The organism is Glutamicibacter sp. BW78 (assembly GCF_002332245.1).
GTDB classification, from domain to species: Bacteria; Actinomycetota; Actinomycetes; order Actinomycetales; family Micrococcaceae; genus Arthrobacter_H; species Arthrobacter_H rhombi_A.
This window is the reverse complement of the sequence record NZ_NRGU01000030.1, coordinates 1-12,402: the sequence shown is the minus strand read 5'-3', so window position 1 is coordinate 12,402 and position 12,402 is coordinate 1. Positions and strand designations below refer to the sequence as shown.

The following is a 12,402-nucleotide window of genomic DNA, read 5'->3' as shown; positions in this document are numbered from 1 at the left end:
TTGAAAACTTGCACCGAGATCGGTGATAAAGACGTTGCACTTATACGTGCAGCCGGGAGACAACCATTAGTTAAGCCCAGGTCTGCAACGCTTCGATACACAAACTCATGAAACTCGGTCAGTTCTCTACGGCCGGAGGTTTCGAGTGGTTTTGGCTCACCTGCCGCGGACGACTGATAGGTAACTACGATTCCTAGGCGAAGTTTCATTTATTGTCACTTGCCTTAGCCCTTTGTCGTTGGCGGCGCGTATGAGAATGAGTTGCTGGTGATGCCTTTGGTGAAACATTTACGGAAGAGTCGTGATGCGCGGTCTCGTAATAGCGGTCCTTCCGGTCAGCCGGTTTGACCCGGTTGAGGACGAGACCGGATATATGCGCTCCGGCGGCGTCGAGAATGTCCCTCGTTTGCTCGAGCTGAGCCTGACGTAGTTTTGAAGAGTCAATTACGATAATTGTTGAATCGACTTCTTGAGAGATAATTGAAGCGTCCGAAACAGAATGAACTGGTGCTGTATCAATAATTATAATGTCGTACGTCTTTTTGGCTTCGGCCAAGACCTCCCGCATTCGTCTGGAATCCAATAGCTCCGAGGGGTTTGGGGGGACGTCCCCTGAAGCTAGGACGTCTAACCTTGTATCGCCAAAATGCTGAACGGCCTCGCTTAAAAGAAGTCCATTGACAAGAACGGTCGTCAAGCCCACACTTGGTTCGAGACCAAGATAGTCGGCAACTCGTGGCCGTCGTAGATCTGCGTCTATGAGCAAAATTCGTTCCACGCCTTCGGCCATGGTCAGTGACAGGTTCAACGAGGTTAAGGTTTTGCCTTCTCCAGGGATGGATGAAGTAACAACGAGGGTCCGTAGTTCGCGACTCACAGAAGTGAAACGTAAGGCAGCTCGAATTTGCCGATACTTCTCCGTAGCCATTCCTCGGGGAAAACGAAGGGCGACAGGACGTCGATCGTTGGAACGTGGGGTGCGTTCTGCGGTTCCGAGCAGGGGCAGGTCCGTGATGGACTTGAGGCTTGCCACAGACCGAATACGAGTGTCCAGTAGGACCGAAACAAACAGACCGAGAAACGCCAGGATTCCTCCGATAAAAGTACCGAGCACTGTGTTCTTTGACTTATTCGGAGCTGATTGGAACCTTGGAGGAGCCGCAGGCTCGATAACCCTGGCTACGACCGTCGGCTTGCCCGACGAATCTGCTGGCGCGACCTCTGAAACGACGTCCAGCAAACTATCAGCGACGCTGTTCGCCATACGAGCAGACAAGTCACGGCTAGATGCTCGGGCTTTGACCTCTAGTATTACCGTGTTTTGTGGCGTAGTGACGTTGATGGAACGACGTAGTTCGTTCATAGATACCTGACCGTTAACGTTGCTATAGGCTTTGTCCAAGACTGACGACGAGGTGGCTAGCTCTGCGTAAGAAAGCATCTGATTTTGCGTGTAAGTAAGACCCTGGTTGATATCGGCCCCGCTATCTCCATCGCGTAGGGAGAAAAATAATGACGCGCTGGCTTGGTAAACAGGCGGTATCGTCGCTGAGTACGCGAATGTCATGACACCTGCGAGGAGAGCTGTAGCCACGACGACGTACCACCGCTTCTTTAATGCGATCAGCATCCGGGCTGGACGATTGTTGGCGGTAATACTTTTGCTGGTCATGCGAACTCCTGGCGGGGAATGTGGGTATTAGGTTCTGGGCCCGGGTTTGGACCTGAACTCTGCCGCAAACAACTAGTGGCGACGGCTAGCCCCGCAACGAACCACACGAAGGTGGCGTACTGGGTGATAAGCGCGACCGTCGCAAGACCCGGAATCTGTCCTAAGAGAGCCACGGAAGCCGGTGTTGCGCGGCCACGAACTACTGTCCAAACGCACATGCTGAGTCCAAAGAGCAGGAATAGGAGCGGAAGGAATCCGAAGCGTAGTGCCGTCAGCACCATCTCGCTGTCAATTGACTGGAAAGTTCCATAGTACGTTTTTCCATTTGGCAGGACGCTCCAATTAGAAGCAATGCCCAGAGGGGAAATATCCTTCAATAACACGAAGAGGTCTGCCCTGTACTCGGCGCTGCCCGATGCTTCCTGTCCTGCTCGTGTGAATACAGCCACAAGCTTTGGAATTCCCACCGCAGCAACCAAGGTGAGCATTGCTATCGTGGCAACACGGGCCGATCTCGTGATGTGGTCCTTCAGGAAGATCAAGCTGACGACAGTCGTGACGACGAGGCCGACGAGACCGATGCGACTTAGCGTTATGCCCGTGGCCAGTGCAACAGTTCCCAACAAGGTGAGGCGAACCCAGATTGGCCATTTCGTGCTCAATATAAAGGCACTGCTCATGGCGAGCGCGGCGCCCAAGGCAATGGAATGCCCGAATGCGCCTTCAGCACGGACTAAACCTCCCCGGACTTGAAGTGAACCCCAGACAGAGTAAAGGCGGTTGTGCATTGGAGCGAGCACGAAGATATTCGTACCGGTCATAAATTCAATGATTGCAAGTATGGCAGCTACGGATGCCGCGATTGCGATTGTTGAGTAGAGCCAATTGGTAGAGATCTTGGAAAGAACGATACGTCCCGTCAAATATGGGATGGTCCAGGCAATGAGGACGACGTTGGCATATCCCCAAGTTGTCCATCCGAAGGCGTATGCGATGAAGACGAGTAAAACGAATGCAGCTACAAAGACGTCTGCGGTAGAGAATGACAGGCGCGCCCAATTACCGGAAGCGATAATCAAGAGTCCCAAAACGGTCACACAAGAAAGAAAAACCCCGATTTGGGCACCAATCCAAACGGGTACGAAAAACAAGCAGATGGCCCAGGCCGTGAATACCAGCCGTGGTGTCTGTCGGAAGCATATAAATGCTGTCGCGGCGGTAGCAGCCGCTGCACCGAGAACCAATAAAGTGCTCAGCGAATCCGCGCTCATTTAGACCCTCCCCCGCCTGTAAATAGCAGGAAGGCAAGTGGATGAAGGGACTTGAACGTAATTGGGTACGGGCTCTCGAGAGTTACTGATAGCCCCGCACGATGACTACGACAGCTCATCGGTGTCTAATCTTCAATGCGAATATAATCCCGCTGAGTATTCCTTGGATGTAAGCCTTCCATGGGCCTACAGAATGAAGGAGTTGTCGACGACCGCCATTCAAGAGAATCTCATATGAGACGAACGGAGTCTGGGCAATCCAACTCAGAAATTTTAGGTGGCTTAGGTGTTTCGCTGCGAAAACGAGCCGATTGCGAATATTGTAGTAATAGTAGAGGTCAGACTTCGCTTGAGAGTCGACAGCGCGTCTTTGGGTTCCGCCTTCATCATGAATCGCGGTCAGATTCTTGGCGACTGATAAACGACCGCCATTTCTGACCACACGACGCGACAGGTCCACGTCTTCCCAGTAGAGGAAGTAGTCGTCGTCAAATCCACCGACTTTTTGCCACAATTCTCGCGAAATGGCAAAGCATGCTCCGGTTATCCATGAGGCCTTTGCCCCGCGCGGTTGTTTGCGTCGGCGGTTGCTAGCGACACGGCCGGATTCTTGGAAAAGCCACATACCATCGAACCAAATATTTCCTTGACTTGTTCGAATTGTTGGCGCAACCATCAGGTCGGGTTCTGCATGAACGATTTCTGCGAGTTTTTTGAGATCATTTGAGTTGATCGAGGCATCTGGATTGAGGGTAATAATGCTCTCTGCGCCTCGGCCGAATGCGACCTTAGCGCCGGCATTGACCCCGCCGCCGAACCCCTCGTTAGAATCGAGAGCCAGGAAATCCCATTCGTTTTCCGCGGCCATGTTAGCTACTCGATCTTTTTCCTGACGATTGGTGAAGTTGTCCACGACTACGACAAAACCGCCCGCATCCCTGACATTAATTGTCGATAGGTTTCGCTCGAGCAAGAGGCTTGAGCCGTAGTTGACCACGATAAGTGCAAAGGTCGTCTTCAGGGCGGGAGTATCCGCCATCACCTGACCCCCTCAGGTCGATTACGTTCACGCGATGTATAAACTTGAATGTAGCACAGCGGTCAACCAAAAATCTCTGAAACTTGAGCAGCGACAGGCAGGTCAGGTGGCCAGCATTCGAGGGCCGAGTGGGGTACTTCCGAGAGCCAGCATGACTACTGGTGCAACGACGATGAAGCAAGTACCGAGTACGCGTGTGGTGGATCGGATGAGTCGGGTATGTTCCTCGCAGAGAGCAGCTTTGCCCAATTGAAGGAATTGCAGGGGGGGGGACACCTAGCATGGAGCGACCGACGTACCGTAAGCGCATGGTTCAACTATCAACGGTTGTTGCCATCGCGGCGATGACAATGGGTCTCTGCAGTTGCAGCACTGCGGGAGACATGACACCAGCCGTCGCGGCGAAACCTTCCATGGAGTCAGGCGGCAGCTCTGGAGCCAACGCATCTGGAAGAACTTCAACCGCAGCGAGTAGTGCTCCACAAAAGTCGAGCACCAACGCGGAAGCTCCGAAGCCGCGGACGAAAGCCGTCCCCGCACCTTCGTCTGGGAATATTCGCGAAAAAGTGAAACGCCGGCAGAAAGGCTCGATCAGGCGGGTTGATTTGGGCCGCGAAGCAGCGTTGCCGGAGGGGGTCCACGTCAAAGTTGAAAAGGTCACGCCGTTCATCACAAAAGCTGAGACACCAGGAGAGATTGCCGGACCTGCGCTCGGACTCAAAGTGCTGCTGACGAACTCATCAAAAAATGCGATCAATGTGGATTCTGCGATGGTCTCGATAACGCAGTCCAACGGGGATCCAGCGCAACCAACGACCTCTGATCCATACTCTCCATTTTCGGGCGAGATAGCTCCTGGGAGTCACCAGACGGCGACCTACGTTTTCCTGATTCCTAAAAAGCACCGGAAGAACCTCACCGTATCCGTCGAGTATCTGGCCGGAAAATCGATCGCCGACTTCAACGGCAACGCCTCCTGATCCGATGACCAAAGTAGGGGACTCACACATGAAAACCATCCCTTCGCGTGCCACCTCCGTGTTGGCCGCGATCTTCGCCATCGTGTTGGCCGCGGCTTCATTCGTCCTTGGCGGTGCGCCACATGCTGCTGCGGAAATTCTGCCAGTCCCAGCACCCGTCCAACAACGAAGCGACACGGACATGTCCGCTGACGGTCTGCCCACGGCCCAGATCGATTCTGGTGTGGTTTGGGCTCAAGCGATGTCGGGAAATATTGTTTTTGCGGGCGGATCGTTCTCTAATGCCAGGCCTGCCGGAGCGGAACCTGGACAAAACCTTATCCCTCGCAGCAACATGCTGGCCTACAACATTACAACCGGTGAACTGACCGCTTTCGCTCCCAAGATTAATGGGACCGTTAAATCAGTGGCCGTTTCTCCTGACGGAAAACGATTGTATGTTGGCGGCTCGTTCAACAATGTGGACGGTCAAACGCGGTGGAACCTTGCAGCCTTCGACATAGCCACAGGTGCTCTGGTCAACGGTTTCAGCGCGTCCGTCGGCGGTGCCTATGTCAATGCCATTGCGGTTACGGAATCGGCCGTATATGTCGGTGGTTTGATTGGTGCTGGGAATGGGGTCCCTCGGCAGGGGTTCGCTGCATTCGACACATCCGGTGGCCTTCTTGGATGGGCCCCTTCTACGGACCTCCAAGTTGACGCGATGAAGTTGACGGCTAAGAAGGACAAGCTTATTGTCGCTGGCCGTTTTGCAACTGTGAACGATGTTTCGCAGCGCGGACTGGCTGCTCTTGACCTGACGACCGGGGCGTTGCTCCCTTGGGACGCCCCGAACACTGTCAAGAACGGTAAAAATACTGGTGGCAGCGCCGGTAAAGCAGGGATTTGGGGGTTGGCGGTAGACGATAATGCCGTCTACGGCACTGGATGGGTTTTTGCCGACGTGGAAACCGGAAACTTGGAAGGAACTTTTTCTGCGGATCCCGATAGTGGACAGATACGTTGGATAGCGGATTGTCACGGAGACCATTATGGAGTTTATTCGGACGGCAAAACGGTTTACACCACCAGCCACGAACATGCTTGTGAGTCTGCTGGAGGAGTTCCCCAAAACCCCTCATCGAATATGCGTCATGCCACAGCGTTGACCGCAGCAGCAAAGGGGACGTTGTCACGAAGCCCGTGGGTTAACAACATCTATAAGGATTGGAGCGGGTACCCCGCACCGGCTTTCGTTGGATGGTGGCCTGATTGGTATACCGGCACGGCGTCGGGAATGGGCCAGGCAGGCTTCTCCATTGTCGGAGACGGCGACTACATGTCGGTTGCTGGCGAATTCGTCGGGCTCAACGGAAAGCGTCAGCAGGGATTGGTACGCTTCTCATCAAACCCACCAGGGGGTGCTAAACAGGGGCCTCGTATTTCTAAAGCTAGCTGGGCTCCGGTGGCTAAATCGAACGCAAGCGGAACAGTTAGAGTCGCCATAGGAGCGAACTGGGACCGGGATGATATCGATCTGACCTATGAATTAATGAGGGTTGGGAAGTCGGGGCCCGTCGCGAAAAAGACGGTGGCCTCCAAGTTCTGGGACCTGCCTACCGTGTCCTTAACTGATACCGGTCTGGCTCCTAGCTCATCACAAAAATATTATGTGACGGTCTCGGATGGAGATGGAAACTCAGTAACAAGTTCCCAAGTTTCCGTAGATGTGAGTAGTGCTGAGCCATCAGCGTATCGGACTGAAGTCCTTGCTGACTCACCGTCCCTGTACTGGCCATTGGGAGGCGCCCCTACAACGGCAGCGCAGGACTGGATTGGTGGCAATGACGGAACGGTCAGTTCAGGTGTCGGCACCACAACTCCTGGCGGGGTTGCAGGAGCTAATTCAGAAGCCTCCACGTTCTCAGGTTCCGCGAATGGTCTCATCGCAACGTCGAAGAATGTTCCCGTGGGAGATGCCTTCACTACAGAAATGTGGTTTAAGACTGATACGAGCCGTGGTGGGAAGCTCGTCGGATACGGCTCCAATAAGAGCGGACTGTCATCGTCCTATGATCGACATGTCTATATGCGTAACGACGGTCGGATGGTGTTTGGGACGTACCCCGGGGCGGCTAAGACTGTCACCAGCACCGAATCATACAACGACGGAGAATGGCATTACATGGCTGCTTCGCAAAGCGGGGATGGTATGCGCCTTTACGTTGATGGGCAGGAAGTTGCTTCAGATCCTTCAACGATCTCAGCTCAGTCTTACACCGGATATTGGCGTGTCGGCGGCGACTCACTCAGCGGGTGGCCTAACGGGCCGACGAGTGAATACTTTGCTGGTGCTCTTGATGAGTTTGCTGTATACGACAGCGCTTTGACTCCGGCTCAAGCCGCAACTCATTACGCGCTCGGTGCGGACAAGGAATTGCCAACTGCTTCCTTTAGTGCCGATTCCGAGGGGCTCGAAGCAACCTTTGACGCCAGTGGCTCTACTCCGGGTGACGGCACCATCTCTAGTTATAGCTGGGACTTCGGCGACGAGACGAGCCCTGGAACCGGAGCAACGTCCACACACGCGTATGCAGAACCCGGGAAATATACCGTGGAACTCACCGTGACAAACGACGCCGGCCTTTCAGCGACGACGTCGAAGGAGGTCACGGTATCTGCCCCGCATGCTATTCCGGTGGCGAAGATCGAGCATGAGATTTCGGGGCTGATGGTGACTTTCGACGGAACAGGCTCTACAGCCAGCGACGATGCGACGGTCGATTCCTATGCATGGGACTTTGGAGACGGGAAAAACTCGACAAAGGCGAAGCCGGAACATCAGTTTGCTGAGACTGGTACCTACACTGTGACGTTGGTCGTCACCGACTCGATGGGTGCTGAAAGCAAACCCATATCCACAACCGTGAGCGTCGAACATGTCGAACCGGTCGCCAAGATAGGACATGACGCGACAGGCTTGTCCGTGGCCTTCGACGGCACCGGTTCCACGGCTTCTGATGGGGCAACGATCCAGGAGTACGCCTGGGACTTCGGCGACGGCGGAACTGCGACCGGTTCCAAACCAGAACATGAGTACGCCGAAGCCGGTCCTTACACGGTGCAACTGGTCGTGACTGACTCCATGGGCGCAAAGAGCGTTTCCGCCTCGGCGAGTCTTGAAGTTGAACCCACTGCGCCGCATGCGGTTCCGGTGGCGAAGATTGGGCATGAGGTTTCGGGGTTGACGGTTGCGTTTGACGGAACGGGGTCCACTGCTAGCGATGATGCAACGATCAAGTCTTATGCCTGGGACTTTGGTGATGGGAAGAGTTCGACCGCTGCAAAGCCGGAGCATCAGTTTGCTAAGGCCGGTCCTTATACCGTGAAGCTCGTGGTGAAGGATTCGACGGGCGCAGAAAGCGAGGTGGCTTCGAAGGCTATTGAGGTGGCTCACGCGAAGCCGGTTGGTGCCTTTACGGCCAAGGTTTCGGCTCTGGCGGTTTCTGTTGATGCGGGTGCTTCGAAGGCTTCCGATGGTGCCACGATGGAGTATTCGTGGGATTGGGGTGATGGTTCGGCCGTTGGGTCGGGAGTCACTGCTGATCACACCTACTCGGAGGCTGGCCCGTATGAGGTAGTGCTGACGGTGACGGATAGCTTGGGGTCGAAGGACACCGTGAAGAAGTCCATCGAGGTCAGTGAAACTCCCGCGGATGCCCCCGTTGCCAGTGATGATTTCAACCGTGATGTTTCCACGGGTTGGGGTACGGCCGATGATGGTGGGGAATGGTCCGGCAAGGCGGGGTTCTCCGTTGCCGATGGTGAGGGCAAGATGGAGCTAAAACCATCCCAGACCCGGTCAACATCGTTGTCTGGAGTCAATGCCTCGGACTTGGACGTTAGTTTTGTGGTTGGGACGGACAAAACGATGGAGGGTGCCAACCTTCACTTCGACACGGGATTGCATCAGGCGGAATCCGGGAATTACATGGTGAAGATCCAATTCAGATCCGATAATTCCGTGCAGGTTGGGCTCGTGAAGAAGGTCAACGGAGTCGAAACGATGGTCGCGAACAAGGTGCTCCCCGGATATATGCAAAAGGCGGGACAGCGTCTGAACGTGCGGATCCAAACGGAGACGACTAGCTCGACAACAACGTGGCGGGCCAAGGTTTGGGAGGCTGGCTCGAGTGAGCCCGGCGACTGGCTTGTTAGCTCGACGGACAACGAGGCCTTGTTGCAGGGGCCCGGAACGATTTCGATTTCGGGGTATCTAGGTGGCGGCGCGACCAATGGCCCAGTAGAGGTCAGTATTGACAACCTCGAAGTCAAGGCCGCAGAAGCAGAATAGTCGCACCACGAGGTGCGCCGCCCCTGAAATTATGCCTCCGGGGTGGCGCACCAACTTGTAAGGGACTCTCCGAGCCTATAGCCCACCGCTAGTGCTTGGGCGATTGTTTTTTCATGCTTTCTTTGGCTGCGCGTGCCATGAGTATCAATCAGATCGAGGGGAGAGGGGCTTCTTCCACGCAGCCACCGGCGGGTGGGGGCCTGCGTGGGCAGTGTGCCGCGACGTCGGACGAGGACCTGGCTCATTCCACCCTCATTTAGGATGGTGCACTCCTCTGAAGACAACGCTCTCTCAGCGAGGTGCCTTGATTCAAGGAGCGTAAAGATGCGGCCCCGCAGACCAGGGTTTTGCTGAACCAATTTTCCTCTTATTGATCCGGTCGCCGTCAAGATGAGTTCGAAAGAACGCAAGTCCACGGTTTCTATTCCCTGAGACGAGAATTCACCAGCGTACTCCGACCCACCGGGGATTTCGCTCAGCTGATGAGCCGCCGTCTGACAAATGTTTGCTCCGGTTACAGGGCGGATGCCGGCACTTTGGATACTCAGACGACTAAATTGAGATAACGCAAACGCGGCAGTAGGAGAGCGGCAGATATTTGCTGAGCAGACGACTAGGGTAGTCACAAGCTGCGGATCGAAATTGTGCTTACTCAGGTTGTCTCCTCCGACAGCGCCAATTGGTTTCCGGACCGTACCGTACAGCGTAGCCGTAGTCCTTGATGGCGAGTAGCGGGAAGAAGTACTTCACCACGGAGCACATGTTTAGGAGATGGCGGATAATTAATGAACAAGCCAAACGAAGCCGCGCGCACATGCTTGATTGTCCACCCGGGAGCAGAACTCTACGGCTCTGACCGAGTAGTCTTGGAAAGTGCGATCGGACTGATTGAACAAGGAATTCGAGTGGTCGCCTATATCCCCACGACAGGGCCCCTCAGCGATCTTTTGCGAGGAGAGGGCGTTACGACGGTTCACGGACCATCACTTGTCCTGCGAAAAAGGCTCCTGCATCCCAAGCGCTGGCCTGAACTGGTCCGGGACTCGGCGGTTGGTTTTTTGGCGGGCCTTCGCATGATCCATCGGTTTAAACCCGACGTTGTCCTCGTCAATACAATTACTCTGCCGATGTGGCCCATTTTGGCTAGATTGACCGGAACCCCCGTAGTTAGTCATATTCACGAAGCTGAAGCTTCTGCTGGGAGATGGCTGCGCCGCGCGTTGTACGTGCCTCATGTAGCTTCTCGTTCAGTGGTCACCAATAGCGAATTTAGCACTGGGGTGCTGGCCGATGCGTTGCCGAGTTTGGCTCGTCGCAGCACTATTCTCTACAACGGTGTGCCCGGTCCAAAGAAACGAAAGATCGTCCGCCCCGAGCTCGTTGGCGAGCTTCGTGTTCTCTTTCTGGGGCGCCTTTCCACGCGCAAGGGGCCAGATGTTGCCATTCGAGCCATTAAGGACCTGAAGGATAGAGGGATACGGGCTCACCTGACGATCGCCGGTGCTGCCTTTGAAGGTAACGAGGCGTTCGAAAGGGACTTGCACGATTCGGTGAGGTCATTGGGGCTGGGAGAGCAGGTGGCTTTCCCCGGTTTCACACCGGACATCTGGCCACTGCTTGGCGAAGCTGATGTGCTCGTTGTGCCGTCGACTGTGGATGAGCCTTTCGGTAACACCGCCGTAGAGGGGATCCTGGCTGGACGCCCTGTAGTGGTCAGCGATACGAGCGGGTTGCGTGAAGCCGCACGCGGCTATGGTTCGGCGCTTTACATACAGCCAAATGATCATCACGCCATCGCGGATGCCTTGCAACGAATTTATGAAAACTGGGAGGACTTCTCAACCCAGGCTGCCATTGATGCGGTGGCTGCTGAAGAGAAGCACTCGCTCGCGACCTATCGACGAAAACTGGCAGAGATCGTCACTACGGGCAAGGTCCAGGCCTAAAGGATCAAAGCAGTCGACAGGTGGCCATAGAAGGAGGAGGAGCGCGGTTCCCTATCCGCCGTCGGCGATGTCCCGCAGGGCTGCGAGGTGCCGGTCCCAGGTCTCCCGCCCCTCGGAGGTGAGTGAAAACCAGGTCCGCGGACGTTTGCCGACGAAGCCCTTACGGACCTTCACGATCCCTGCCGTTTCGAGTTGGGAGGCCTGGCGGCTCAGGACCGAATCGCTGACCTGCAGATGATCCCGTACGACGGCGAACTCCGATTCGTCGGTGCCGGCGATGGCGGCGACCAGGGAGAAGCGCACGGGGTGGGCGAGTTGGTCGGAGAGTTTGAGCCGAGGGTGCTCATCCTGGTTCTCCTGTGCCGTGGTCATTTGTCCGCCTCCCACCAGGCACCGATGACCGAGTTCAGCGTCAGTGCCGTGGCGATGACGAGGGTGAACCAGAGTTCGCCGGAAAACACCGTGGTCGTGAGGATGACGCCGAGCGCCCAGAGGCCACCCCAGATCGCCATGAACGTCACCCAACGCCGGGCGAAACCGCGTTTGGTAGAACGCCCGAAGACCATCATGAAAGCCAGCAGGATCCCAAGCCAGATCAAGAGGGCGATGAGCGGCAGGGCCACGGCGGACTCGTCGAATCGTCCAACGAACCAGAAGGAGATCATGGTCAGGGAACTGATGGCTCCCAGCCCCAGCAGCATGGTGATATGCGGCCAGCTGGCTCCGGAGCGGGAGGCGGACTCCAACCGGCTCGCCTCGTCCAGTAAGCCACGGGCGGCTTCGGCGGTGGGATGGGCGGGGGTGGTTTCCGGCATGGGTTCCGGCGTCGCCGGTTCCAGGGACTCGCGTCGTGCGGCGGCAGTGGCAGCCGCGGAGGTGGAAGCCCAGACGGCGCCCAGCAGGGCGCCGATGGATCCGGCCATGACCGGGAGCTGGGGTTTGCCCGTGGTCAGGCCGAAGATGAATAGGCCGACCATGCAGGCGATGCCCAGGGCAAAGCCGATCCATGCGTAGCGCTGGCCGTTGACTGTCTTTTTCTCTGCTGTGTGCATCTCGACTCCTGGGACGGGGCGGCCGGGCCGGAGAGCCCGACCACCTGACGCACTCAGTTTAGAAAGTACTTTCCATTATTGCAAGTACTCGCGTTGACTCATAAAGAAC

At 55.8% G+C, this 12,402-nt stretch carries 8 protein-coding genes; 3 read left to right on the top strand and 5 right to left on the bottom strand.

The genetic code is table 11. The features are described from left to right. Positions 1 to 205: 205 nt before the first annotated feature. From CIK75_RS04485 to CIK75_RS04475, 3 genes are all read right to left on the bottom strand, one after another. Positions 206 to 1,672, bottom strand: a complete 1,467-nt coding sequence (locus CIK75_RS04485) for a polysaccharide biosynthesis tyrosine autokinase (RefSeq protein WP_096223276.1) — start codon at positions 1,670 to 1,672, stop codon at positions 206 to 208. Next, the gene (locus CIK75_RS04480; RefSeq protein WP_096223275.1) at positions 1,669 to 2,943 is read right to left on the bottom strand and encodes a hypothetical protein; all 1,275 of its coding nucleotides are present in this window, start codon (positions 2,941 to 2,943) and stop codon (positions 1,669 to 1,671) included. The genes CIK75_RS04485 and CIK75_RS04480 overlap by 4 nt, the downstream gene beginning before the upstream one ends. A 115-nt stretch (positions 2,944 to 3,058) precedes the next feature. Beyond that, positions 3,059 to 3,982: a glycosyltransferase family 2 protein gene (locus CIK75_RS04475; RefSeq protein ID WP_096223274.1), complete on the bottom strand. Its 924-nt coding sequence runs from the start codon at positions 3,980 to 3,982 to the stop codon at positions 3,059 to 3,061. A gap of 308 nt (positions 3,983 to 4,290) precedes the next feature. Between CIK75_RS04475 and CIK75_RS04470 the strand changes: the two genes are divergently transcribed. The 3 genes from CIK75_RS04470 to CIK75_RS04455 all read left to right on the top strand — a co-directional run bounded on the left by CIK75_RS04470 (position 4,291) and on the right by CIK75_RS04455 (position 11,241). Continuing rightward, a complete protein-coding gene (locus tag CIK75_RS04470; RefSeq protein WP_158225893.1) occupies positions 4,291 to 4,962 on the top strand; it encodes a DUF4352 domain-containing protein in 672 nt (223 codons plus the stop codon). Between the two features lie 28 nt (positions 4,963 to 4,990). After that, positions 4,991 to 9,295 (top strand): PKD domain-containing protein, encoded by a 4,305-nt coding sequence (locus CIK75_RS04465; RefSeq protein ID WP_158225892.1) that lies wholly within the window; start codon positions 4,991 to 4,993, stop codon positions 9,293 to 9,295. Between the two features lie 785 nt (positions 9,296 to 10,080). Further along, the gene (locus CIK75_RS04455) at positions 10,081 to 11,241 is read left to right on the top strand and encodes a glycosyltransferase family 4 protein (protein ID WP_096223270.1); all 1,161 of its coding nucleotides are present in this window, start codon (positions 10,081 to 10,083) and stop codon (positions 11,239 to 11,241) included. A 51-nt stretch (positions 11,242 to 11,292) separates the two neighbouring features. Here the strand turns inward: CIK75_RS04455 and CIK75_RS04450 are convergent, their stop codons facing one another. Both CIK75_RS04450 and CIK75_RS16200 read right to left on the bottom strand, forming a co-directional pair. Next, complete coding sequence (locus CIK75_RS04450; protein ID WP_096223269.1) at positions 11,293 to 11,613, bottom strand: transcriptional regulator; 321 nt, start codon at positions 11,611 to 11,613, stop codon at positions 11,293 to 11,295. Next, entirely contained in the window at positions 11,610 to 12,293 is a 684-nt protein-coding gene (locus CIK75_RS16200) for a hypothetical protein (protein WP_096223268.1), read from the bottom strand. The genes CIK75_RS04450 and CIK75_RS16200 overlap by 4 nt, the downstream gene beginning before the upstream one ends. Between the last annotated feature and the right edge of the window lie 109 nt (positions 12,294 to 12,402).

Bases quoted from the DNA above. Each gene is read 5' to 3' on its own strand.
- CIK75_RS04485 (WP_096223276.1), bottom strand. From the start codon at position 1,672: ATGACCAGCAAAAGTATTACCGCCAACAATCGTCCAGCCCGGATGCTG.
- CIK75_RS04480 (WP_096223275.1), bottom strand. From the start codon at position 2,943: ATGAGCGCGGATTCGCTGAGCACTTTATTGGTTCTCGGTGCAGCGGCT.
- CIK75_RS04475 (WP_096223274.1), bottom strand. From the start codon at position 3,982: ATGGCGGATACTCCCGCCCTGAAGACGACCTTTGCACTTATCGTGGTC.
- CIK75_RS04470 (WP_158225893.1), top strand. From the start codon at position 4,291: ATGGTTCAACTATCAACGGTTGTTGCCATCGCGGCGATGACAATGGGT.
- CIK75_RS04465 (WP_158225892.1), top strand. From the start codon at position 4,991: ATGAAAACCATCCCTTCGCGTGCCACCTCCGTGTTGGCCGCGATCTTC.
- CIK75_RS04455 (WP_096223270.1), top strand. From the start codon at position 10,081: ATGAACAAGCCAAACGAAGCCGCGCGCACATGCTTGATTGTCCACCCG.
- CIK75_RS04450 (WP_096223269.1), bottom strand. From the start codon at position 11,613: ATGACCACGGCACAGGAGAACCAGGATGAGCACCCTCGGCTCAAACTC.
- CIK75_RS16200 (WP_096223268.1), bottom strand. From the start codon at position 12,293: ATGCACACAGCAGAGAAAAAGACAGTCAACGGCCAGCGCTACGCATGG.